Source organism: Aquitalea magnusonii, from assembly GCF_003202035.1.
GTDB classification, from domain to species: Bacteria; Pseudomonadota; Gammaproteobacteria; order Burkholderiales; family Chromobacteriaceae; genus Aquitalea; species Aquitalea magnusonii.
Genome location: NZ_QJKC01000007.1, coordinates 147391 through 171951, shown reverse-complemented (window position 1 = coordinate 171951; position 24561 = coordinate 147391). Strand labels below are relative to the sequence as shown.

At 59.9% G+C, this 24561-nt stretch carries 21 protein-coding genes; 13 read left to right on the top strand and 8 right to left on the bottom strand.

Annotated elements, in window-relative coordinates; all coding sequences use genetic code 11:
• Positions 1 to 152: 152 nt before the first annotated feature.
• The 9 genes from DFR38_RS09445 (at position 153) to DFR38_RS09405 (ending at position 9681) form a co-directional block, all read left to right on the top strand.
• Positions 153 to 908 (top strand): gamma-glutamyl-gamma-aminobutyrate hydrolase family protein, encoded by a 756-nt coding sequence (locus tag DFR38_RS09445; protein ID WP_059287324.1) that lies wholly within the window; start codon positions 153 to 155, stop codon positions 906 to 908.
• A gap of 53 nt (positions 909 to 961) precedes the next feature.
• Complete coding sequence (locus DFR38_RS09440; RefSeq protein WP_103523626.1) at positions 962 to 2293, top strand: glutamine synthetase family protein; 1332 nt, start codon at positions 962 to 964, stop codon at positions 2291 to 2293.
• Between the two features lie 220 nt (positions 2294 to 2513).
• Positions 2514 to 3893 (top strand): aspartate aminotransferase family protein, encoded by a 1380-nt coding sequence (locus DFR38_RS09435; protein WP_059287319.1) that lies wholly within the window; start codon positions 2514 to 2516, stop codon positions 3891 to 3893.
• A 358-nt stretch (positions 3894 to 4251) separates the two neighbouring features.
• Complete coding sequence (gene motA / locus DFR38_RS09430; protein ID WP_059287320.1) at positions 4252 to 5109, top strand: flagellar motor stator protein MotA; 858 nt, start codon at positions 4252 to 4254, stop codon at positions 5107 to 5109.
• Between the two features lie 18 nt (positions 5110 to 5127).
• A complete protein-coding gene (motB, locus tag DFR38_RS09425; protein ID WP_059287321.1) occupies positions 5128 to 6030 on the top strand; it encodes a flagellar motor protein MotB in 903 nt (300 codons plus the stop codon).
• A gap of 18 nt (positions 6031 to 6048) precedes the next feature.
• On the top strand, positions 6049 to 6783 hold the full coding sequence (locus DFR38_RS09420; RefSeq protein ID WP_239688816.1) for a class I SAM-dependent methyltransferase: 735 nt from the start codon (positions 6049 to 6051) through the stop codon (positions 6781 to 6783).
• The gene (locus tag DFR38_RS09415) at positions 6770 to 8092 is read left to right on the top strand and encodes an HDOD domain-containing protein (RefSeq protein ID WP_059287323.1); all 1323 of its coding nucleotides are present in this window, start codon (positions 6770 to 6772) and stop codon (positions 8090 to 8092) included. The genes DFR38_RS09420 and DFR38_RS09415 overlap by 14 nt, the downstream gene beginning before the upstream one ends.
• Before the next feature lie 3 nt (positions 8093 to 8095).
• Positions 8096 to 8899 (top strand): TrmH family RNA methyltransferase, encoded by an 804-nt coding sequence (locus tag DFR38_RS09410; RefSeq protein WP_110313319.1) that lies wholly within the window; start codon positions 8096 to 8098, stop codon positions 8897 to 8899.
• A gap of 86 nt (positions 8900 to 8985) precedes the next feature.
• The gene (locus tag DFR38_RS09405; protein ID WP_110313318.1) at positions 8986 to 9681 is read left to right on the top strand and encodes an N-acetylmuramoyl-L-alanine amidase family protein; all 696 of its coding nucleotides are present in this window, start codon (positions 8986 to 8988) and stop codon (positions 9679 to 9681) included.
• Between the two features lie 144 nt (positions 9682 to 9825).
• Here DFR38_RS09405 and DFR38_RS09400 read toward each other — a convergent pair whose 3' ends face one another.
• Genes DFR38_RS09400 through DFR38_RS09385 form a run of 4 tightly spaced genes read right to left on the bottom strand, consistent with a single transcriptional unit; the run spans position 9826 to position 14337 of the window.
• A complete protein-coding gene (locus DFR38_RS09400; protein WP_110313317.1) occupies positions 9826 to 10200 on the bottom strand; it encodes a lysozyme inhibitor LprI family protein in 375 nt (124 codons plus the stop codon).
• Between the two features lie 42 nt (positions 10201 to 10242).
• Positions 10243 to 11475: a multifunctional CCA addition/repair protein gene (locus tag DFR38_RS09395; RefSeq protein WP_110313316.1), complete on the bottom strand. Its 1233-nt coding sequence runs from the start codon at positions 11473 to 11475 to the stop codon at positions 10243 to 10245.
• Positions 11475 to 12422: a complex I NDUFA9 subunit family protein gene (locus tag DFR38_RS09390; RefSeq protein WP_110313315.1), complete on the bottom strand. Its 948-nt coding sequence runs from the start codon at positions 12420 to 12422 to the stop codon at positions 11475 to 11477. Before DFR38_RS09390 ends, DFR38_RS09395 begins: the two co-directional genes overlap by 1 nt.
• Positions 12423 to 12447: 25 nt before the next feature.
• Positions 12448 to 14337: a lytic transglycosylase domain-containing protein gene (locus tag DFR38_RS09385; protein WP_059284988.1), complete on the bottom strand. Its 1890-nt coding sequence runs from the start codon at positions 14335 to 14337 to the stop codon at positions 12448 to 12450.
• Positions 14338 to 14707: 370 nt separating this feature from the next.
• Between DFR38_RS09385 and DFR38_RS09380 the strand changes: the two genes are divergently transcribed.
• Positions 14708 to 15412, top strand: a complete 705-nt coding sequence (locus DFR38_RS09380) for a hypothetical protein (protein ID WP_059284989.1) — start codon at positions 14708 to 14710, stop codon at positions 15410 to 15412.
• Between the two features lie 54 nt (positions 15413 to 15466).
• On the opposite strand, the gene trpE is transcribed toward DFR38_RS09380, so the two are convergent.
• The 4 genes from trpE to rpe all read right to left on the bottom strand — a co-directional run bounded on the left by trpE (position 15467) and on the right by rpe (position 19204).
• Complete coding sequence (gene trpE, locus DFR38_RS09375) at positions 15467 to 16930, bottom strand: anthranilate synthase component I (RefSeq protein ID WP_059284990.1); 1464 nt, start codon at positions 16928 to 16930, stop codon at positions 15467 to 15469.
• Positions 16931 to 17064: 134 nt separating this feature from the next.
• Positions 17065 to 17733, bottom strand: coding sequence for a phosphoglycolate phosphatase (locus tag DFR38_RS09370; RefSeq protein WP_059284991.1), 669 nt, complete (start codon positions 17731 to 17733; stop codon positions 17065 to 17067).
• 20 nt (positions 17734 to 17753) lie between these two features.
• Entirely contained in the window at positions 17754 to 18524 is a 771-nt protein-coding gene (locus tag DFR38_RS09365) for an SDR family NAD(P)-dependent oxidoreductase (protein ID WP_059284992.1), read from the bottom strand.
• Positions 18524 to 19204, bottom strand: a complete 681-nt coding sequence (gene rpe / locus DFR38_RS09360; protein WP_059284993.1) for a ribulose-phosphate 3-epimerase — start codon at positions 19202 to 19204, stop codon at positions 18524 to 18526. The genes DFR38_RS09365 and rpe overlap by 1 nt, the downstream gene beginning before the upstream one ends.
• Before the next feature lie 105 nt (positions 19205 to 19309).
• On the opposite strand from rpe, the gene apaG reads away from it, so the two are divergent.
• The 3 genes from apaG (at position 19310) to DFR38_RS09345 (ending at position 24553) form a co-directional block, all read left to right on the top strand.
• Positions 19310 to 19690, top strand: a complete 381-nt coding sequence (apaG, locus tag DFR38_RS09355) for a Co2+/Mg2+ efflux protein ApaG (RefSeq protein ID WP_059284994.1) — start codon at positions 19310 to 19312, stop codon at positions 19688 to 19690.
• 103 nt (positions 19691 to 19793) lie between these two features.
• Entirely contained in the window at positions 19794 to 21587 is a 1794-nt protein-coding gene (locus DFR38_RS09350) for an ABCB family ABC transporter ATP-binding protein/permease (RefSeq protein WP_059284995.1), read from the top strand.
• A gap of 527 nt (positions 21588 to 22114) precedes the next feature.
• Positions 22115 to 24553: an EAL domain-containing protein gene (locus DFR38_RS09345; protein ID WP_158527719.1), complete on the top strand. Its 2439-nt coding sequence runs from the start codon at positions 22115 to 22117 to the stop codon at positions 24551 to 24553.
• Positions 24554 to 24561: the final 8 nt, after the last annotated feature.

Here is a 24561-nt window from a genome sequence, read left to right as displayed (position 1 = left end):
CTTCTGTTCAGTTTCTTGTGGCCGCTATGGCCGGACATGAGTCACACTGGACAGGCGCGGTACCAGGCTGCAGCCAGGCCGTGGTGTGCAGCCGCTGGCAACCTGTCGGGAACCGCGTGTGCGGTTTCTCCAATCGAGTCAACGAGGTCCTTATGCAGCAACCGATTATCGGCATTCCGTGTGATGTGAAAATGGTGGGCGGTCTGCCATTTCATGCGGTTGGCGAGAAATACATTGCAGCTGCCGCAGGTGGCGTGGGTGGTATTCCGGTGTTGATCCCGTCGCTGGGTGATGCAGCGCCGCTGCGCGAATATCTCAAGTTTGTGGACGGTGTGCTGTTGCCTGGTTCACTGTCCAATGTAGAGCCTCATCGTTATGGCGGCGCTGCCAGCCGCCAGGGAACACTTCATGATCCGGCGCGTGATGCAACCACGCTGCCGCTCATCGACCTTCTTCTGCAAGAAGGCATCCCGCTTCTGGGTATTTGCCGCGGTTTCCAGGAAATCAATGTTGCACTGGGCGGCGAACTTTTCCAGCACGTACAGGAAGAGCCAGGCTTTAGCGATCATCGCGAGCCGGATACTCAGAATCTGGATGAGATGTATGGTCTGGCACATGCCCTGCACCTGCAACCGGACAGCCTGCTCAAGAGCTGGCTGGGGCAGGATGAAGTCAGGGTGAACTCGCTGCACCAGCAAGGGATCAAACGTCTGGCCGACCGCCTGATTGCGGAAGGCGTGGCGGATGACGGGCTGGTGGAAGCATACCGGGTCAGGGATGCCAAGGGCTTTGCCTATGGCGCGCAGTGGCATCCTGAATGGAAATACTGGGAAAACCCGGTGTCCATGGCCATTTTCAACGCGTTCGGTGACGCTTGCCGCGCGCGTCGTGCCAGCCGTCAGGGCTGAATCGCACGTCATCCAGAGCCGGTTCACCGGCCACTATGGAAGTAGAGGAAAACATGAACCAAATCAATGATTGGCTGCGAGAACATCGCATCACGGAAGTCGAGTGCATCGTCCCGGACATGACCGGCGTGGCACGCGGCAAGATCGTCCCCAAGGACAAATTCGTCTCCGACCCGGAAATGCGTCTTCCGGAAGCGGTACTGATCCAGACGGTGACCGGCGACTATCCGGACGACAGCATGCTGGACCTGACCGACCCGGACATGGTGCTGACGCCGGATCCGAACTCCCTGCGTTTTGTGCCGTGGGCTGCCGACCCCACCGCCCAGCTGATTTACGACTGCTACCGCGCCGATGGCTCGCTGGTGGACGTGGCACCGCGCAGCGTACTCAAGCGCGTGCTGGGCCTGTTTGACGAACTGGGCTTCGAACCGGTACTGGCGCCGGAGATGGAGTTCTACCTGATGTCGCCGAACCCGGATCCGGACATCCCGCTGACCGCACCGATCGGCCGTACCGGCCGTGCCGAGTTTGGCCGTCGTTCCTACTCCATCGATGCGGTGAACGAATTCGACCCGCTGTTCGAGGACATCTACGACTACTGCCATGCGCAGAATCTGGAAGTGGACACGCTGATTCATGAAATCGGCACCGCCCAGATGGAAATCAACTTCCTGCACGGCAACCCGCTGGATCTGGCCGACCAGGTCTTCCTGTTCAAGCGTACCGTGCGCGAGGCAGCCTTCCGTCACAATATGTACGCCACCTTCATGGCCAAGCCGATGGAAAACGAACCGGGCTCGGCCATGCACATGCACCAGAGCCTGATCGACAAGAACACCGGCAAGAATGTGTTCACCAATGAAGATGGCAGCCCGTCCGACATCTTCTTCCACTTCATCGGCGGCATGCAGCACTACATCCCGGAAGTGATGCCGTTCTTTGCCCCGTACGTGAACTCCTTCCGTCGCCTCAGCCCGTATACCGCTGCGCCGACCAATGTGGAGTGGGGCTATGACAACCGCACCGTCGGCCTGCGCGTACCGCATTCTTCCCCGGCCGCCCGCCGCGTGGAAAACCGTGTGCCCGGCGTGGACGTGAACCCGTATATCGCCATGGCGGCCACCCTGGCCTGCGGCTACCTGGGTATCGTCAACAAGATCAAGCCGCGTGAGCCGATGTCCACTGATGCTTACGAGTTGCCTTTCCAGTTCCCGCATGGTGCTGAAGAGTCGCTCAAGCGTCTGGCCGCCTGCCCGGATATTCCGGAAGTGATGGGCCCGCATTTCGTGAAGATGTACCTGGGCATGAAGGAGAAGGAATTCTCCGAGTACTTCCGCGTCATCAGCCCGTGGGAACGCAAGTTCCTGTTGCTGCACGTATAAAAAAACGTTTCAGGTGAGTGCTGCCGGTCCGCAGGGGTCGGCAGCGGACGCCCGGCATGCCGGGCGTCCGGATAGTGGCAGTCGCAGCAGGCATCTTGATCGCAAGGCCCGGGCGGACCTTGTCTTGAAACATCAATGTTGCAGCCTGAGGCTGGCCGATTCCGGCCAGCCCAACAATAAGCCCCGCAGGGGCTGGAGAGATAGTAGAGAGGAAGCTTTTATGCAGAACCAACGTACTACGACCGAATGGCGCGAACTGGATGCAGCACACCATCTGCACCCGTTTACCGATACCAACTCGCTGAACGAGCAGGGTGCGCGCGTCATCACCAAGGCCGATGGCATTTATCTGTACGACTCCGAAGGGAACAAGATTCTCGACGGAATGGCCGGCCTGTGGTGTGTGAATATCGGTTATGGCCGCAAGGATCTGCCGGAAGTGGCAAAGCGCCAGATGGAACAGCTGGCCTACTACAATACCTTCTTCAAGACCACGCATCCGGCCGTGGTGGAATTGTCCCACCTGCTGGCCGAAGTGGCACCGCAAGGCTTCAAACACGTTTTCTACACCAACTCCGGCTCCGAATCCGTTGACACCATGATCCGCATGGTGCGCCGCTATTGGGATGTAAAAGGCAAGAAGGACAAGAAAACCCTGATCGGCCGCTGGAATGGCTATCACGGTTCCACCATCGGCGGTGCCAGCCTGGGTGGCATGACTTATATGCACGAACAGGGCGATCTGCCGATTCCGGGCATCGTGCATGTTGAACAGCCGTGGTGGTACAAGCACGGCAAGGACATGACGCCGGAAGAGTTTGGCCTGGCTGCCGCCAAGTGGGTGGAAGACAAGATTCTGGAAGTGGGTGCCGACAAGGTGGCTGCCTTCGTGGGCGAGCCGATCCAGGGTGCCGGTGGCGTGATCGTGCCGCCGTCCACCTACTGGCCGGAAATCCAGCGCATCTGCCAGAAATACGACATCCTGCTGGTGGCGGATGAAGTGATCTGCGGCTTTGGTCGTACCGGCGAATGGTTTGGTCAGCAGGTATTCGGCTTTACCCCGGACATCTTCACCACCGCCAAGGGTCTGTCCTCCGGTTATCAGCCGATTGGCGCGGTATTCCTCAACGACAAGGTGGCCACTACCCTGGCCGAGGGCGGTGATTTCAACCACGGCTTCACCTACTCCGGTCACCCGGTGGCGGCTGCCGTGGCCCACGCCAATGTCAAGGCACTGCGTGACGAAGGCATTGTTGATCGCGTCAAGAACGACACCGGCCCCTATATGCAAAAACGCTGGCGTGAAGTATTTGGCCAGTTCGAGCATGTGGACGATGTGCGCGGCGTGGGCCTGATTCAGGCTTTCACCCTGGTGAAGAACAAGGCCACGCGCGAACTGTTCCCCAACTTTGGTGAAATCGGCACCCTGTGTCGCGATATCTTCTTCAAGAACAACCTGATCATGCGTGCCTGCGGCGATCACATCGTCTCCGCACCGCCGCTGGTGATCAGCAAGGAAGAAATCGACCAGATGCTGGAAACGGCTGCCAAGTGCATGGTGGAGTTCGAGAAACAGCTGAAAGAGCGCGGTCTGGTCTGATCCGGCCTTGCCGCATGCCGTGTAAAAACGGGTCGCCCCCTGGGCGGCCCGTTTTTTGCGTCAGTTCCGGCCATCATCGCCTTGGCAGAGGGCGCGGCACACGGCTACAAAAGAAGAGTGCGCCAGACTGCAAGCCCGACATGCCATGCTATTATTCGGGCTGCCGTGGCGATGTCGGGGGTCTGTGCCGCTGCGCGCAGACAAGCCGTATGGCACAGTGATGCAGTACTCCTGCTTTTCAGATGGGCAGGTGGCGTTTATCCTTGCGCATTGGGGCACTGCCAGCTTTTGACAGTGTATGCTTGCAGGCGGGGACGCAGGCTGCCGTCGCGATAATCACAATTACAGGATCAAGCTAATGTTTGTCGGAATCGGCTATCTCATCATTCTCGGCTCCGTGCTGGGCGGTTTCGTGGCGGCGGGCGGGCATGTCGAAGCCCTGATGCAGCCGCTGGAAGTGGTCATGATTGCCGGTGCGGCCATCGGCGCTTTCGTGGTGGCCAATGGTGGCGCTCCGCTCAAGGCTACGGTCAAGGCCATGCCTACCGTGTTCAAGGGCACACCGTATAACAAGGCTTTCTACATGGAGCTGTTCACCTTGCTGTTTGAAATCCTGTCCAAGGTGCGCAAGGAAGGTCTGATGTCGGTGGAAGCTGATGTGGAAAACCCGGAGTCCAGCCCGGTATTCTCCAAATATCCGGCGGTATTGCACGATCACCATGTAGTGGAATTCATCTGTGACTATCTGCGGCTGATGGTAGGGGGCAATCTGAATGCCTTCGAAATCGAAAACCTGATGGATGTGGAAATCGAAACCCATCATCACGAAGGCGAAGTGCCGGTCAGTGCCGTGAAGGGCTTGGCCGATGGCTTGCCGGCTTTTGGTATCGTGGCCGCCGTGATGGGGGTGGTGCACACCATGGAATCGGTAGGGGCGCCGCCTTCCGAACTGGGCATGCTGATTGCCCATGCCCTGGTGGGGACCTTTCTCGGTATTTTGCTGGCGTATGGCTTTGTCGGTCCGCTGGCCAGCATTCTCGAATTCAAGCTGGGTGACGGAACCCGCGTGTTCCAGACCATCAAGGTGACCCTGCTGGCCAGCCTGAATGGCTATGCGCCGCAGGTGGCCGTAGAGTTTGGCCGCAAGGTGCTGACCTCGACGGATCGTCCTTCCTTCAAGGAACTGGAAGATCACGTCAAGCAAGCCAAGAAATAAGGCGCACAGGGTTAGATCATGGCAGACGAATCGCAACGCCCCATTATTGTCAAACGCATCAAGAAAGGCGGGCACGGCCACCATGGTGGTGCCTGGAAGATTGCCTATGCCGACTTCGTGACGGCAATGATGGCCTTCTTTCTGCTGATGTGGCTGCTGGGTTCGGCCTCGCAGGGCACGCTCAACGGCATTGCCGAATACTTCAAGACCCCGCTCAAGGTGGCCATGTCCGGTGGCGATGGTGCCGGTGATGCCACCTCGCTGGTGAAGGGCGGTGGTAACGACCTGACCAAGAAGGCTGGCCAGGTCAACAAGAGCACCAAGGAGCAAGAGCGCAAGGTGATGGAAAAGCAGGCACTGGACAAGCTGCAGCAGAAGATCCAGTCGAGTGTGGAGCAAAGTCAGGTTCTGAAGGATTACAAGAACCAGATGAAGCTGGAAATGACGCCCGAAGGTCTGAAAATCCAGATTGTTGACGAACAGAACCGTCCGATGTTTGATTCCGGCAGCTCGCGCATGCTGCCGCATACCCGTGAATTATTGCAGCAGCTGGCACAGCAACTGAACCAGCTGCCCAATCGCATCAGCATCTCCGGGCATACCGATGCCACCCCATTTGGCAATGGCCAGGCGGGTTACAGCAACTGGGAGCTGTCGGCTGACCGGGCCAATACCGCACGGCGCGAGCTGATTGCCGGTGGCTTGCAGGAAGACAAGGTGATGCGCGTGGTGGGGGTGGCCGCCGCCAACCCGCTGATCAAGAGCAATGTATTCAGCCCGGAAAACCGGCGTATCACCATTGTGGTACTCAACAAGGATGCCGAACAGGCCATCCAGAACGACGGGGTCAAGCCAGCGCTGAATCAGGAGCCCATCGGCCCGATCGGCCCGGCGGAAGCCGCCCCGGCCAAGGCTGAATAAGTCCGGATGCGCCTGCGCTTGTTGCGTCCTGTTCTGCTGCAGTTGCTGGCGGCGCTGCTGGCATGGTTTTTTATTGCGCCGGCAGTACAGCCGCAAGCATGGGCCATCTTGCAGGCATTGTTTGCCGTAGCGCTCAGTTATGCCTGGCGTTTGCCGGGCTGGCAGAAATTTGCCCACGGCCTGTTTGTGCCTGCGGTCGTTTTGCTACAGCAGCAGGCTTTGCCGGCCTGGGTTTACCTGTCTGGCCTGCTGCTGACTTTTGCCGTGGGACGCAATGCCCTGACCGAACGTGTGCCCCTGTACCGCTCCGCGCATGAAGTGGCCGAAAAACTGGCCGCTTGTTTGCCACCGCAGGCCCGGGTGCTGGAGGCGGGCTGCGGTGATGGTCGCCTGGCCATGCAGCTGGCGGCCTTGCGGCCCGACCTGCACATCCTGGCGCTGGAAAACGCCTGGGGCAGCTGCTTGCTGGCACGGCTGCGCTGGTGGCGTGCCGGTCGTCCGGCCGGGCTGGTCTTTGCCTGCCATAGCTTCTGGAAAGAACACTGGGGGGACTATGACGCGGTATATGCCTTCTTGTCGCCGGCACCCATGCCCCGGGTCTGGCGCAAGTTCCTGGCGGAAGGCCGGCCAGCCAGCGTGCTGGTGAGCAATACCTTCATGGTTCCCGATGTCCAACCTGATAGCCGGATTCCGCTTGGCGGACCGCTGCAGAAAGAATTGCTGATCTGGTGCCACCCCCATGGATCTCGCTAACTGGTTTCAGTCCATCGCCGAACGGCGCTGGCCGATTCTTCCCTCCACCTTGCTCGAGGTCAGGGATGCCTGCTCGCGCCACAATGATCTGATCAGCTTTACCGAGCTGGCCAATCTCTGCCTGTCCGATCCGCTGCTGCTGTTCGATCTGCTGCGGGTGGTGGGCAGTTCGCGTGCCCTGCAGCGCAATGAGTCGATTCCCTCGGTCGAGCAGACGCTGATGCTGATGGGGCTGGAGGCTGTGGTGCATCGCTTCGGCAAGCTCAATGCCATGCAGCCGGTGGCGGACAAGCTGGATGCCGAGGTGGTGGATGCGGTGGAGGACTGGCTGGGGCGCAGCCGCGTGGCGGCACTCATCATCAAGGAGTGGCTGTCGATTTCCGGCGAGCACAAGGTGGAAGACTGCTTTGTCGCTGCGCTGGTCTACAATCTGCCGGCCTGCCTGTACCTGATCTATCGCAACCAGCTGCCGGACAAGCCGCTGCTGCAGGAAGTGGCTGACCATTTCGGCAGCGACTATTCCAAGGTGCTGGAGCAGTTTGTCCTGGCCATGCCGCTGCCTGCGGGGCTGCTGAATCTGCTGGGGAGCGGTGCACCGTCAAAACGCAAACAGCTGCTGAAGCTGGCCATGGCCACCGCCAACTCGCTGGAGCAGGGCTGGTGGCGCTCATCATGGAATGTGGGGCTGGACCTGGTTGCCAAGCTGATCGGGGCCACGCCGCAGCAGGTCTATCTGGGCGTGGTGCAGGCCTGTCTGTCGGTGGCACGGCAGCCGCGTGCCGCGGCCTATACCTACCCGGCACGTTCCATTCTGCTGATCGAGGGCGAATACAAGCGGCCTGAGCTGAAAAAAGCGGCCGTGCTGACCAGTCCCGACCAGCTGGAACAGGGCATACGCGAGTCCATCCGTCACCTGTCCAATGACCTGAAATTCGAGCGGGTACTGTTTTACCGCTACGACCACGACAGCCACAGCTTGCGTCTGAAATACCAGGTGGGGCTGGCCGAGGGCCACGCCCTGCGCAAGCTGCCGCTGGAGCTGGAACCCGGCAGCTTTCTTGCCCTGCTCAGCAGCAAGGCGCAAAGCTTCCATGCGCCGGAGAGTGTGCGCAACCAGCTGGTGCGCAAGTACGAGGATGATTTTTTCGAACATATCGGAGATAGCGAATTCGCCATCATGAGCCTGTATCTGGGCCATCGGCTGGCCGGGGTGTTCTATGTCGACAATGGCCGCAGCGGCCGCAACATCGACGACACCAGCTATCACCGCTTCAAGGAACTGGTGGCCAGGCTGACGCCGCACCATTGATGCATGCAGTACACCGGTAAAACCATAAGTTCTCCCCATAACGACGAAGTCAAACAGCTGGCGCGGCTGGTGCAAAACAGCCGCGAGCGGCGCAAGCAGGGCCTGATGGTGCTGGAAGGCATTCATCTTATCCAGTCCTGTCTTGAGGCCGGCCTGCTGCCGCAGCGTGTCTATGTCAATGCCCAGGCGCTGGCCCATGCCGAGGTGGCAGCCCTGCTGGCGAGCTTGCCGGCCAGCTGTGCGCTGGCCATCCTGCCGGAGCCCGTCATGGCCAAGGCCAGTGCCCTGGCCACCCCGCCCGAGCTGCTGGCCCTGTGTGCCCGGCCACAACCGGCGGCCCCGGCTGCCGCGGCGGCGCGGGTGCTGCTGGAAGATATTCAGGACCCTGGCAATCTGGGCACCATCCTGCGCTGTGCTGCCGCCTCCGGCGTGCGCGAGGTGCTGCTGTCCAAAGGCTGTGTCGATGTCTATTCGCCCAAGGTGCTGCGTGCCGGCATGGGGGCGCACTTTGTGCTCAGCATTCATGAACAGGTCGAATTGGCGCAGGCCATGCGTGGCTTTGCCGGGCGCAAGCTGGTGACCTATCTGGAGGGCAGCAGCTCGCTGTACAGCCAGGACCTGACCGGTGCCGTGGCGCTGGTGTTCGGCAATGAAGGTGCCGGCGTGTCACCGGCGCTGCTGGCACTGGCCGATGCCCGCATCCGCATTCCCATGCCGGGGCATGCCGAGTCGCTGAATGTGGCCATGGCGGCTACCGTCTGCCTGTTTGAACGGGTGCGCCAGCTGGAACTGGCCGCCGCGGGCTGAGCCGCTTGCGCCGCTGGGTGCCTGCCTGGGCGGCTCACCGCAGCAGGATCTGCTGGCGGCTATCATTTTCACAAGGTGGATAGGCGATGAAACTGTGCTGGAGCCTCACCCTGCTGCTTGGCCTGGCCCTGCCGGCGCTGGCGCAGAGCGTGCAAAGCGTGGCGGTGGATGTGGGCCATTCGCTGGCTGCGCCCGGTGCGCGCAGTGCCAGCGGCCAGACCGAGTTCAGCTTCAACCGGCGCATGGCCTTGCTGCTGGCCGAGCAGTTGCGTCAGCGTGGAGTCGAGGTGCAACTGATTGGTGCGGCAGGCGATATCCGGCAATTGAGCGAACGCACCCTGCAGGCGCAGGGGCGGCAATTGCTGCTGTCGGTGCATCATGATTCGGTACAGCCACAATACCTGTCTGAGGCCGGACGGTTTCAGGGTTACTCGCTGTTTGTTTCGCGCAAGAACCCCTTTGCCGAGCTGAGCCTGGCCTGCGCCCGGCAGATTGCACTGTCGCTGCAGGAGGCAGGTGAGCGACCAACCCTGCATCACGCCGAAGCCATTGCCGGTGAAAACCGGCCGCTGGCAGACGCGGCACTGGGGATTTACTGGTTTGATGATCTGGTGGTGCTGAAAACGGCGACCCAGCCGGCGGTGCTGGTCGAGCATGGGGTGATCGTCAATCCGGCTGAAGAAGCGCGGCTGGCGCAGCCGGCGGTGACGCTCAAGCTGGCGCGGGCCGTGGCTGCGGGTGCTGCGCGCTGCCAGGCGGTGCCGGCCGCCGGCAGGCCATGAACCAACCCTGCCGCCGGGAGGCGGGCAGGGGATTGGTGCTCGCTGACCACCCCGCTGCCGCTTTGCCCCTGCATGCGCTACCCCTGGTACTGTCGGCGTCGGTGGGCCTTGGTCCGTGGGGGGGGTGAGGCTTTGCCAGCGCGCTTATTGCAGCTTGCTGTTCATGCAGCCGGCACTCTTGCACTCGCGCTTGCGGTCATTGATGAATTGCAGGCGGTCGATGGTGGTGCGGGTAGCGCAATCCAGGTTGACAAAAAAGCCGCGCTGATCGCTGTAGCTGCAATCGGCGTTGCGCTGGCGAATCCAGCTCAACTGGCTGTTTTTCAATTGTTTTCTGCCTTCGGCATCCAGCATCTTGGCCAGTTCGCCATAGCTTTCGTTAAGGTCTTTGTCGGCCTGGCTATACACCTTGTTCAGGCAGTACAGACCGTCAAAATCATTCCTGGGTTTGTCGCAGGCGGAATTGGCCAGGGCGCTGGCGCTCAAGGCCAGCAAGATCAGGCTCAGACAGGTTTTCATCGCATTCTCCGTGGGGTGTGCGGCTGGTTCAGCATGACTGCATTAGGTTTTGTCGGGCAGGCCAAGCGCTAGGCGCGCCCTGGCGATGGCCTGGCTGCGGGCATGGTCGACGGCGGCGGCGATCTGCCGCGGCTCGCTGCAGCTGCGGGCAATGGCACCGGCATCTACCTCCAGTGCCGCTTGCAGCATGCCTTCCATCCAGTCCACTTGCGGGTAGGCACAGTCTTCAAAATGCAAACGGCCACGGGCATCGGCCAGTACGGCACACAGCATCTGGCGGAAACGTTCCGGTCGGCGCAGGGCATCACAATCCTTGAACAGGCGCAGAATGGTGGCCGGTTTCATGTCGCCGGTGCAATGAATCTTGGTGTGATTGAGCACCGTGATGCGCGCCAGGTCACGGCATTCCGCCGGAACCCGCAGCCGTTCACATAATGCCAGCAAGGGTTTTTCACCGCGGGCCTCGTGTCCGATATGTCGCGGCAGGATGTCGACCGGGGTCAGTGCCTTGCCCAGGTCATGGGTCAGGGCGGCAAAGCGTACCGCCAGTGGCTGCTGCATGCTGGCGGCGGTGTCGATCACCCGCATCACATGGTCGCCGGTGTCGATTTCCGGGTGATAGTCGGCCCGTTGCGGCACGCCGAACAAGGCGTCGACTTCCGGCAGAATGCGTTGCAGCGCGCCACATTCGCGCAAGATCAGGAAAAATCGTGACGGTTTGTCTTCCAGCAGCGCCTTGGCCATTTCCTGCCACACCCGCTCGGCCACCAGCGCGTCCACCTCGCCGGCGGCCACCATGCCCTGCATCAGCTGCATGGTTTCCGGAGCAACGCTAAAACCGAAACGGGCGGCGAAGCGCGCCAAGCGCAGAATGCGGACCGGATCTTCGGCAAAGGCCGGGCTGACATGGCGCAGTATCCCGTCGCGCAGGTCCTGCTGGCCGTGGTAGGGGTCGATCAGCTGGCCATGCTGGTCCTGGGCCATGGCATTGATGGTGAGGTCGCGCCGCGCCAGGTCCTGCTCCAGGGTGACGCTTTCATCGGCGTGAAAGGCAAAGCCATGGTAGCCCTTGCCGGTTTTGCGCTCGGTGCGTGCCAGTGCGTATTCTTCATGGCTGTGCGGGTGCAGGAATACCGGGAAATCCTTGCCCACCGGCTTGTAGCCCTGTTGCAGCATGCTTTCGACACTGGCACCCACCACCACCCAGTCCCGGTCCTTGACCGGCAGGCCAAGCAGGCGGTCGCGCACGGCGCCGCCGACAATATAGACCTGCATCAGCGAGCGGCTTCCCTGCGGTAATCAGACAGGATGAGATTGAATTCATCCTGGCCCAGGTAATGGGGGGCCACCACTTCCAGCGCGGTGGGGGCAAAGCCGAGCAGGGCGCTGGGGAAGGGCTGCGGGCTGACATTGTCCACGGCCAGCGAGCGCACATTGTCGCGGCTCATCAGGGTGGGGCCGGGCAGCAGCTCCATCAGTCCGGCCTGCAGCATGGCCAGGCCTTGCGGCAGGCCGATGACCGGGCGCGGCGTGCCGCGCAGCCGGCCCACATAGTGCACCAGTTCAGCCAGGGTATAGCTGCGCGGGCCGGTCAGGTCCAGGCTCTGACCCACACTGTGCGGGTTTTGCAGGCAGGCGACCACGGCGCGCGCCAGGTCATCGGCCCATACCGGGGCAAAGCGGGTGTTGGCACCGGCCAGTGGCAGCACGGGTAGTTTGTCCAGCAGCCCGGCAAACAGGGTGAGAAAGCTGTCGCCCCGCCCGAACACCACCGACGGCCGCAGAATGGTCCAGTCCAGTCCGCTTTCCCGCAGTCGTTGCTCGGCGATGCCCTTGGTTTGCTGGTAGTCGCTGGGTGCGTTGACATCGGCACCCAGTGCGCTGATATGCAGCAGACGGCGTATCCCCTGCTTGTGGCAACTGGCGATGATCTTGTCCAGCAGCTCGACATGGGCATGTTCAAAGGCCTTGCGCGTGCCGTGCAGGATGCCCACCATGCTGATCACCGTGTCGTGGCCGGCCAGCAGCTGTTGCAAGGCCAGCGGGTGATGCACATTGGTGGAAACCACTTCGGTCTTGGGCAGGACGATGAGCGCGGCCTTGTTGCGGTCGCGATTGCGGGTGGCGATGGTCAGCGCGGCTTCCTGCTCGGCCAGCCGTTCTGCAATATAGCTGCCGATGAAGCCACTGCCGCCGATCAGGCAGATACGTCGATCATGCATTGCTTTCTCCTTGTGCTGCGGTGTTTCAGCGTGCCGGAATCGTGCCCATGCGGGTCTTCAGTGAAATATTGGCATGGCCGAAGGTGCTGGCATAGTAAGCGGCATTGGCCATGACCTTTTGCACATAGTCGCGCGTTTCGCCGAAGGGAATGGTTTCCGCATAGATGGTCCCGTCCAGCGGGCGGCCATCCTGCCAGGCGCGGGCGCGTCCCGGCCCTGCATTATAGGCAGCGGTGGCCATGACTTCGTTGCCGGACAGGCTGTCGCGGACATAGCGCAGATACCAGGTGCCCAGTTGCACATTGGTGTCGATATCGGTGACCGAATAGCTGGTCAGCCCCATCTTCTTGGCCACCCATTTGGCGGTGGCCGGCATCAGCTGCATCAGGCCGGAAGCCCCCACGCCGGAGCGGGCGGCGATGATGAAGCGGCTTTCCTGGCGGATCAGGCCATAGACCCAGGCATCGTCCACATCCAGCTGGCGGGCATAACGCTGGGTGATGTCGCGATAGGGTGTGAGGTAGCGCAGCGAATAATCGTGTTCTTCCTTGGTGCGCTCGGCACTGTAGATGGCCATGTCGTAAAACGCTTCGCGGCGGCCGATTTCTGCTGCGGCCAGCAGCTCCATGTCATTGCGGCCGCGCATGGCCCAGCGCCATTCGCGTTGGGCATCGCTGCGCAACTCCGGCTTGCCCGCGCTATTGCTGATGTCCAGCAAGGCCAGTGCGCGCTGGATGGCCGGATTGGCGCGCATGGCGCTGATGTCGGCAGCACTGGGGCCGGTTTTGCTGGCCGGGGTGGACAACGCATTGCCCAGTTCTTCCAGCGACAGCAAGGCGTAGTAATGATGGCCGATACTGGCCTTGGCAAACAGTGCGGGTGCTTCACTGCCGCGGCCCAGCTGTTTCAGGCTGCGCGCGCGCCAGTATTGCCATGCTGGCTTGCTGGCCACGGCTGCGGGCATGGCGCGGGTGATCTGTTCCAGCTGCGCCCACTGTTCGCCACGCAAGGCCGCACGCGCCCACCATTCCCATTGTTCGGTGGTCAATTGCTGCGGGTCGGCCTTGGCATACCATTGCAGCGCCTGCGCCATCAGTTGCTTGCGCGCCGACAGCAGGGCCAGCTGTCCCCAGGCAAAGCCGCTGCGGTCCTTGCTCAGCGCGCCTTCCACGCTGAGCAGGCGGCTGACTGCTGCATTGCTGTCACTGCGTGCCTTGCTGACGATGCCATAGAGAATGGCTTCCTGGCCGCCGGCCGTAGCCGGACTGGCGGCAGCCGGATTGCTCAGTGCCGCATTGTCCAGCGGCAAATTGGTGGCATCAGCCAGCTGGCGTGCCTGGCTGAGGTAATTGCCGGCCAGCAGCAGGCGCACCCGCCGCCACAGCCAGTCCTGGCTGAGCATGCCTTGGGCCGCGGCGGCCGTCAGCAACTGGTTGCAGCCATCGGGAGCGGGGCGCATCTCGAGAAAGCGGTTGAGATCATCCGGCTTCCTGCCCTGGCGCAGGTCTTGCAATTGCCCGTAGCAGGTGGATTCTTCATCCCTTGCCTCTTCCGGCAGCTTTTTCCACTCCGCGGAGAAGCTGCCCCAGTCTTCGCGCTTGCCCAGTTTTTTCAGCCACTCATTGCGGATTTTTTCCGGCATCCAGCCTTCGCGCACGGTATTGAGGAAGCCCACTACCTGGCCATCGTTATCACGGTCCAGTGCTTTGAGGGTGAGCCAGTAGGACGGGTAGTCGTGCAGTGCGTAGCTGGCCGGCATGGCTGCCGCGATGCTGGCCAGCTTGCCAAGGTCGTTGCTGCGATAGGCTTCGCGTGCGGCAAGCAGGTCTTCGTTATTGCCTGCCTGGGCCGGCAGGGCGGCGGCAAGCGTCAGGGCAAGGCTGAGGGTGCGGAATATGCTGAACGAACGGGTCATGTAAACGGGTCTTCTCTTTGATGGTCGGTCAGTCTCAGTCTCGCTGTGTCGGATAAGGAATGGCATATGGCGGCGTACGAGCTTGACTGAAAGATTATACCCGCTTCTGCCTTCCTGCCGCTGCTGAATGTGCTACTGCCTTGCCGGTCAGCGTTGCTTGACAATGACTCATTCCAAGAACTTTCTGATTTATTGCCATCCTGACAGAGGATAGATTTGCAATTTTATCAATCAATGCGATCACGCCGATAATGGCAAGCATCCTGTTTGGCGTAGTTTCTAAAAAATTTTCTTACGGTGAGGGATTGACTGTTTGATGATTTGCAATGCCAGGCACAACTGGATATTGCTGCCACATTGGAGTGATGATATGTACCAATTGAGTGATTTGTTTATGTTGTTCCAGTATCACTTTAACTATATTGTTCAATCTTATCCTTATGTAATATTGCAATTCTTGTTGATGTGTGTTTTGTTTGTAATGTCAAGGAGTGGCATTTTGGAGGCATTTGTTTCATTCGTTGCTCCTGGATTTTTTCGGCGAGATTATGCATTGCTGATGTTTATTTTGATGATGCTTGTCAGCGTCACTTTGGCTGTATGTTGTTTTGTTTTTAATAATGTTGTATTTAATATGAGTAGTGAATTTGTCTATTTGGCAGGTGTTGTCTTGGGTTTTCGTAAAGGCATGGTCATTTTGCTGATTGGGTGCTGCTGCAAGGTTTTGCTACTGTATCTGGAATCGGAGAGTGTTGCATGGATGTTGTATATGTTTTTGGATTCGATATTTTATTTTTTGGCGGGTCTGTTTTTTTCAATGATGTTATATGTTGGATTGGAAAGCATTTCTGCAAGCGAAATTCTGTTTATTTGTCTGAATAAGATTACGGTATCCATGGTATCAGCCACTTTATGGTTTTCCATAATGGGAGATGCATGGTTTCCCGGATTCGATATCTTGCTGTTTCGCTTGGTGGCGTGGCCGATGATAACTATCCCGATGATGACCGTGTTTCTGTTTCTGTTGCGCACAGGGGTGCGTCAGTCCTTGCAGCAAACACTGCATACAACATGACAAACCCCGCCGTGGCGGGGTTTGCATTGTTTGCTGCAAGGTATGATTGCTGGTTCAGGCATCCAGTCCTGCTTGTGCCAGCTCGGCAGCGCGAATCACCGCGCGGGCCTTGTTCTGGGTTTCCTGCCATTCCGATTCGGGGACCGAGTCGGCCACGATGCCGGCCCCGGATTGCACGTACAGCATCTTGTTCTTGACCACGGCAGTGCGGATGGCGATGGCCAGATCCATGTCGCCATTGAAACCCAGGTAACCCACGGCACCGCCATACACGCCGCGCTTGGTGGGTTCGAACTCGTCGATGATTTCCATGGCCCGCACTTTCGGCGCTCCGGACAGGGTGCCGGCCGGGAAGGTGGCCTTGAGGATGTCGATATTGGACACTTCCGGCTTGACGCTGCCTTCCACGCTGGAAACGATGTGCATTACGTGGGAATAACGTTCGATCACCATATTGTCGGTGATGTTGACGCTGCCGGTGTTGGCGACGCGGCCGATATCATTGCGGCCCAGGTCCATCAGCATCACGTGCTCGGCAATTTCCTTGGGGTCGGCCAGCAGTTCTTCGGCCAGGGCCTCATCTTCCTCGCGGTTCTTGCCGCGCACACGGGTGCCGGCAATCGGGCGTACGGTGACGGTTTCCTGCTCGCGCCGTACCAGGATTTCCGGCGAGGAGCCGACAACATGGAAGTCGTCGAAATGGTAGAAGAACATATAAGGCGAGGGGTTCAGGCTGCGCAGGGCACGATACAGCGACAGTGGCGAGTCGCTGTAGGGCATCTGCATGCGCTGCGACAGCACCACCTGCATGATGTCGCCATCGACGATGTACTGCTTGCATTGCGCGACAGCCTGCTTGAACTCTTCCTGACCATATTCGGACACCGCCTTGCTGGGCTGGGAGGGCAGTGACAGAGGAATATCCATTGGTTCGCGCAGGCGGGCGCGCAGCTGGCCGAGCCGGCTTTCCGCCTTGGCCAGCGCATTGGGTACGGCTGGGTCGGCGTAGACAATCAGATAGAGCTTGCCCGACAGATTGTCCACCACCGCCAGTTCTTCTGACACCATCAGCAGGATATCCGGCGTGCCAATGGCATCTGGCTTGCGGGTGGCCGCCAGGCGTTTTTCCACATAGCGGATGGTGTCGTAGCCGAAATAGCCGACCAGGCCACCGGTAAAGCGTGGCAGGCCGGCGACCGGCGGTGCGCTAAAGCGCTGCTGGAAGGCTTCGATAAAGGCCAGCGGGTCGCCTTCGAACTGCTCGATCACCTTGTCACCGTATTCTACCTGTACCTTGTTGGCATTGACGCGCAGGCGCGTGGTGGCAGGCAGGCCGATAAAGGAGTAGCGGCCAAAACGCTCGCCACCCACTACCGATTCCAGCAGGTAGGAGTAAGGCTGATTGGCCAGTTTGAGATAGACCGACAGCGGGGTGTCCAGGTCGGCGAACAGTTCCAGCGTTACCGGAATACGGTTGTAACCAGCTGCGGCCAGCTGGTCGAATGTGTCATGCGTCATGAGTGAGCTACCTTGAAACCGGATGGAAAGCGAAAGAAGTAAACAGGGTGTGGCTTAGCGTTGCCATCGCCAACTGGCCGGTGCGGGCAGGATAGTCATGATGCAGATGCAATCCGTATTGAATGTTGTAGTGGTCAGTTATTTTTCATCAAATCGTACAGTTCGGCAAGATTGCCGATGACCAGATCGGCCTGCAGCGTGCTGGCATCAGCATAGCCATAGCTGACGGCGAGGGCCGCAGCACCGGCCGCGCGGGCGGACAGGATGTCGTTTTCGGAGTCGCCCACCATGGCCAGTTCGCTGCTGTTGATGCCCAGCACCTCGCAGACATGCTGCAGTGGCAGGGCCGAGGGTTTTTTCTCGGCCAGGGTATCGCCGCCGATCACCAGGCTGAAGGCATCGCGCAGCTCCAGTTGCTGCAGCAGCGGCACGGCCAGGTATTCCGATTTGTTGGTGACCACCACCAGCGGCAGTTGCAGGGCGCGCAGCAAGGCCAGGCCATCGCGCACACCGGGATAGACGCGGGTGTTGTCGCTCAGGTGATCGTGATAATAGCGCACGAAAAAGCTGAAACCCTGCTCCCACAGAGCGGCAGCCGCCTCGCCGTGGCGTTCATCGGTAATGGCACGGTGTACCAGGCTGGCAATGCCGTCACCGACATGCTCCTGTATGCGCATCTCGGCCAGGGCCGGCAGGCCCAGATGCTGGCGCATGGCATTGGCCGCAGCGGCCAGGTCGGGAATGGAGTCAACCAGGGTGCCGTCCAGATCGAAGGCGACGGCTTTGATGTGTTTCAGATTCATACGATGTCAGGTCTGGAATATCAGTTCTGGGCTGGGTCCGGCAAATGGCGGATGTCGAGTACGGGGTCGCGGCCGAAGTCTGCGCTGAGCAGATGGTCGGCCAACTGGCGGGCGGCCTGTTGTGGCGTGCTCAGGCTGCCTGTGCGCTTAAGCTCATCGAACCGTTCCTTGTTGGGGAACTGCGCCGGGTCGCTGTCGCGGATATGTGCCTGCATGTCGGTATCCACCACGCCGGGATACACGGCGGCAATCAGTGCCGGGTTGGCGCAGGCTTGCTGCTCTTCCGCCACATGGCGGCAGAAGTGGTCAAGCCCGGCCTTGCTGCTGCCGTAGACGCCCCAGCCGGGATAGGCTTTGACCGCCGCTCCCGATGAGATGCACAGAATGCGCAGCTGGCAGTCCAGCTCGTCGCTCAGCCGCAGCAGGGCATCGGTCAGCAGCATGGGAGCCGTCAGGTTGATGGCAATGGCCTGCGTCAACTCGGCTGTCGGGTAGAAGCCAGCGCTGGCGATGGGCATGACTACGCCGGCATTGTTGATCAGCAGTAATTGCCGGACAGCCTGCATGGGCAGCAGTTGCAAGGCTTCGGCCAGCAGGCCGTGCAGGGCAGGGCTGTCGGCCATGTCGGCGCGCAGGTAATGCAGCTGTTGCGGATATTGCTGTGCCAACTGGCGAAACTGCTCGCTATGCTGTCTGGCCAGCCCCACCACCACAAAGCCGCGCTGCAGTAACTCGGCACACAGGGCCAGCCCCAGTCCACGCGAGGCGCCGGTGACGATGGCCGCTTGCATCAGGCTACCTTGGCCAGTTCGGCACGCATGGCGGCAATCACCGCCTGATAGTCCGGCTGGCCGTAAATGGCCGAGCCGGCAACAAAGGTGTCAGCGCCGGCGGCAGCGACGGCAGCGATATTGTCGACCTTGATGCCGCCGTCTACTTCCAGCCAGATCTCGCCGCCATGCTTGGCGGTATACTCGTCGATGCGCTGGCGTGCCGCGCGCACTTTTTCCAGCGCATGCGGAATGAAAGACTGGCCGCCAAAGCCCGGATTCACCGACATGATCAGCACCATGTCTATCTTGTCCATGACATGGTCAAGGTAGGACAGCGAGGTGGCCGGGTTGAAGACCAGGCCAGCCTTGCAGCCGGATTCCTTGATCAGGCCCAGGGTGCGGTCGATGTGTTCGGATGCTTCCGGGTGGAAGGTGATGATGTCGGCGCCGGCCTTGGCAAACATCGGCGCCAGGCTGTCCACCGGCTTCACCATCAGGTGCACGTCGATGGGGGCTTGTGTATGCGGGCGGATGGCTTCACATACCAGGGGGCCGACTGTCAGGTTCGGCACATAGTGATTGTCCATGACATCGAAGTGGATGATGTCGGCTCCGGCGGCGATGACATCGCGTACCTCCTGGCCCAGACAGGCGAAATCGGCGGAAAGGAGGCTGGGGGCAATACGGAAGTTGCGCATGGTCTACCTTGCAAACACGGATGGGGTCATGAAATGGCGTTTATTCTACCGCGCCCAAGGCCAAAGGCGGGATAAAATGCAGTACAACAGCACAAGGAAAACAGCATGCCAGACAAAACCTACCAGATAGAGGTGGAGGCCGAGCCGCATTACATCGCCGAGCAATCGAACGTGGCGACCGATGTTTATGTGTTCGCTTATCGCATCCGCCTGACCAATACCGGCAGCGAGCCCGCCCAACTGGTCAGCCGCCACTGGATTATTGTCGATGCCAATAATCAGGAACAGGAAGTGCGCGGCATGGGCGTGGTGGGCGAGCAGCCACGGCTGGAGCCGGGCCAGTCCTTTGAATACAGCAGTGCCACGCATCTGAAAACCCCTTATGGCTCCATGCGCGGCAGCTACCAGATGCTGGCCGACGACGGCAAGCGTTTCGATGTCAGCATTCCCGAAATGACGCTGGTGGCACCGCGCGTGCTGCATTGATGCCGCCGGGACCTGCTGCCGTATCTTGCCAGAGCCGCCAGCTGGCGGCTTTGCTCATCCATTTTCGCGCCGGCGCTGGCCGGCATACCGACAGGTAGTTTCCATGCGCTTCACCCATAGCGGTCCGGCTCCTGCCAATCGCAACGACTGGCAAACCCTCAAGACGCTGCTGCCTTATCTGTGGGCTTTCAAGGGCCGGGTAATATTGGCGCTGGCCTGCATGATTCTGGCCAAGGTGGCGGCGGTCACGGTGCCGCTCTATCTGAAGGACATCGTCGATCAACTCTCCGTACCGGCCACCCTGCTGGCGGTGCCGGTGATGGCGCTGGTCGGCTATGGCCTGGCCAGGCTCACTTCCAGTGTACTGGGCGAGCTGCGCGATGCAGTGTTTGCCCGGGTCATCCAGGGAGCGGTGCGCAGCGTGGCGCGCAGTGTGTTCCAGCACCTGTTCCGCCTGTCGCTGCGTTTTCATCTGGAGCGCCAGACGGGCGGCATGAGCCGCGACATCGAACGCGGAACCAAGGGCATTGGCTTCCTGCTTAATTTCACCGTGTTCAACATCCTGCCCACCCTGCTGGAAATCGGCATGGTGGCGGCCATTCTGTTCCGCCGCTATGCCTGGGAATTCGCCGTGGTCACGCTGGCCACCATTGCCATCTACATCGTGTTCACCCTGCTGGTGACCGAATGGCGCACGGTGTTCCGCCGCAGCATGAATGATCTGGATTCCAAGGCCAATGCCAAGGCCATCGATGCGCTGATCAATTACGAAACCGTCAAGTACTTCAATAACGAAGCCTACGAAGAGGCGCGCTATGACCGCAATCTGGCGGCCTGGGAAGCCTCTGCCATCAAGAACCAGGTTTCGCTGTCCATGCTCAATGCCGGGCAGGGCATCATCATTGCCAGTGGTGTCACCCTGATCATGGTGCTGGCCGCGCGTGGTGTGGTGAATCACAGCATGACGGTTGGCGATGTGGTGCTGGTGGCCACCTTCATCACCCAGTTGTATGCACCGCTGAACTTCCTGGGCTTTGTCTATCGCGAGATCAAGCATTCGCTGGCGGATATCGAACGCATGTTCGGCCTGCTGTCCACCAATCAGGAAGTGGATGACGCACCTGCTGCGCAGCAGCTGGACACGCGCCAGGCCAGCATCCGTTTTGCTGGCGTGGAGTTTGGCTACGACAGCAAGCGCACCATTTTGCATGGCCTGAATTTCGAGATTCCGGCGGGCAGCTCGCTGGCCGTGGTGGGCGCCAGTGGTGCTGGCAAATCCACATTGTCGCGCCTGTTATTCCGTTTTTATGATGTGGGCCGCGGCAGCATCAGTATCAACGGCACCGATATCCGTCAGTTGCGACAGGATAGCCTGCGCAGCCATATCGGCATCGTGCCCCAGGATACCGTGCTGTTTAACGACAGCATCTATTACAACATTGCCTATGGCCGGCCGGATGCCAGCCGTGACGAGGTGATGGAAGCAGCGCGTTCGGCGCATATTCACGACTTTGTGATGAGTCTGCCCGATGGTTACGACACCCAGGTGGGCGAGCGCGGGCTGAAACTGTCCGGTGGTGAAAAGCAGCGGGTGGCCATTGCCCGCACCATCCTGAAAAACCCGCCCATCCTGATCTTTGACGAGGCCACCAGCGCGCTGGATTCGCGTACCGAGAAAGCCATCCAGCAAGAGCTGGCTGCCATCTCGGCCAATCGTACCACCCTGATCATCGCCCACCGCCTGTCCACCATTGTCGATGCCGACCAGATCATCGTGATGGAAGATGGCCGGGTGCTGGAGCGGGGTAGCCACCGTGAGCTGATCGAGCATGGCGGGCGTTATGCGGAAATGTGGCATCTACAACAGGAACAGCAGGCGGGTGAGCTGACAGCTTAGAGCGGCTAACAAAACCTCGTAGAGAACCCGGGCCAAGGCGCGCCGACGCAGACAGTACAAAAAGTACGGCAAGGAGGCGCAACGCAGGAGCGGGGGTTTTGTTAGCGGGTCTTAAGGCGGGTGTTGCTCTGGTATGGCATGGCAAGCTGCTTCGGCAGCTTTTTTCATTGTGCATGGGAAAAATGCAGCTGTTACAAATACTTGTGCCAAAGCGGGCTATACCTATTAGATGACTATGCCAGATGCAAGCCGCCCTGCGTTGACAGTATGTTTAATTGACATTTAAATATTAGTAATAAATATCGCGGACAATCGATAAGTGCCGCTGTCTGTGGCTGGCGGTCGGCAGACATGGCAACGCTGGCGTCTGCTGGCTGGTCATGGCCGCCGCGGCAGATGGCGTGGCGATGGCGGACTGCAGCTAGCCGCGACGGCATGCCCCAGCATGCTATCTGTGGTAAAAATGATCGGGTGTGGATGATAATTCCATAAATGAGCAATGCAGTAAGCGGGGGGCAATGTCTGCAATGAGTGCGTACGGCAGCCGCAGGCTGATACGGGTAGTCTGGCCCTTTGTCGCCATTGTGGGCGCCTTGTTGCTGATCAGTGCCTTCAGCTTCAATGCCTTGTCCACCATCCGTGCCTATGTGGGCGGGGAAGGTCTGTGGTCGAAGGCGCAAAAAGATGCCATCTACTATCTGACGCGCTATGCCGGCAGCCGTTCGGAGCAGGATTTCCAGGCGTACAAGGCGGCCATCGCCATCCAGTTGGGCGACCGGCAGGCGCGACTGGCGCTGGATCGACCGCAGCCCGATCTGCAACAGGCCCGCGCCGGGCTGATGCAGGGTGGCAACCATCCCGACGATATCGCCAACGTCATCAATGCTTTCCTGTGGTTTCGCCATGTCAGCTATCTGAGCCAGGCCATCCATTACTGGGAAATCGGTGACAGCTATATCGTCGAGATCTCCAGCATCGCCGACCGGCTGCATGATGGATTTACCCGCAGCTATATCGGCGATGACGAGCTGATGGTGCTCAGCCGGCGTATTTCCGATATCAACGAAGAGCTGAAAGCGCCCGCGCGTTCCTTCTCGGAAGTGCTGGGCGAGGGCTCCCGCTTTGCCACGAGCATGCTGTGGTGGATCAACCTGATGACCGGGGGAATCTTGTTGCTGCTGACCGTGCGCCAGGTACAGGTTTTGCTGCGGCAGTCCGCCCGCTTTGAGGCGGAGTTGCATGCTGAAAAGGAAAGGGCGGAAACCACGCTCAATTCGATTGGCGATGCCGTGGTCACCATCGATCTGTCCGGCAAGCTGCGCTATCTCAATGCCGTGGCGCTGCATCTGGTCGGAGGTGCAGGCAAAGGTGCCATCGGTCGTTATTTCGAAGACGTGTTCTCGATGATCGACCTTTCCGGCAGCAGTATGGACCTGATCACCACCAGCCAGCTGCGGGCAAAGTGTGAAAGCAAGCAGACCTATCCCAGCCTGCGCCTGCAAGGACTGGACGGTAGCAGTCACATGATTTCGCTGGTGGCCGCACCCATTCACAACTCGCTTGGTCAGGTGGACGGCCTGGTGCTGGCCTTGCACGACAAGTCGATCGAGCAGCAATACATCAATCATTTGTCCTGGCAGGCGGCGCATGATGCGCTCACCGGCCTGTATAACCGGCGCGAATTCGAACAACGTGTCACGCGCGCACTCAGCCGGCTGATGGTGACGGAAACTTCGCATGCCCTGCTGTTTGTCGACCTCGACCAGTTCAAGCTGGTCAACGATACCAACGGCCATGCAGCGGGCGACGAGTTGTTGCGCCAGGTATGCCGGGTGTTGCAGGAACAGCTGGGTCTGTCCGATGTACTGGCCCGCCTGGGAGGCGACGAGTTCGGTGTCTTGCTGGAAGATTGCCGGGTGGACGAGGCGCTGGACAAGGCCGACCGTTTGCGGCGTGCAGTGCAGCAGTCCAGCTTCCAGTGGGAAGGCATTCCCTTCTCCATCAGTGCCAGCATCGGCATGGTATTCCTGGGCGAGGCCGGTGCCACGCTGGCCGAGGCGCTGCAGGCGGCAGACATCGCTTGTTACATGGCCAAGGAAAAGGGCCGCAATCGCATCCAGCTTTATAGTTCGAAAGACACCGAGCTGGCGGTGCGTTCGGTGGAGATGGCCTGGGTGCAGCGTCTGCGCACCGCCATGGAGCAAGAACGCTTCTGTCTGTACAGCCAGGAAATCGTGCCATTGCGGCCGGTGGCCAAGGGGGCAGGGCGGCATGTCGAAGTGCTGCTGCGGCTGCGTGACGAAAACGGCAACATCATCTTGCCAGGGTCCTTCATCCCGGCGGCCGAGCGCTTCGGCCTGATGCCGGATATCGACCGCATCGTGGTGCGCCAGACCTTCGAAACCTTGTGGAACATGCGTTCGCTGGGAGACCGGTCGATTGATGTCTGCGCCGTGAATCTGTCCGGTGCCACGCTGTGTGATGACAATTTCCTTGATTTCATCCGCCGGCAGTTTGTCAGCTATGACATTCCGGCCGGCATGATCTGCTTTGAGATCACCGAAACCAGCGCCATTTCCAATCTGCAGCAGGCCACCCGCTTTATCAGCGAGCTGAAGGGCCTGGGTTGCCACTTCTCATTGGATGATTTTGGTGCGGGCATGTCCTCATTTGCCTATCTCAAGCATTTGCAGGTCGACTACCTCAAGATCGACGGCAGCTTTGTCAAGGACATGGTGGACGACTCGGTGGACAGGGCCATGGTGGAAATGATCAACCATATCGGCCATGTCACCGGCAAGAAAACCATCGCCGAATTCGTCAGTGCGCCAGAAATCCTGGCGGAGCTGCAAAGAATTGGAGTGGATTTCGCCCAGGGGTATTACATTGGCGAGCCCGCTCCTTTCATCCCTCCCTTGCACGGCAGGCCGCAGTCGCTTTTGTATCGTCTGCCCGATGGGGAGTGACACAGGCC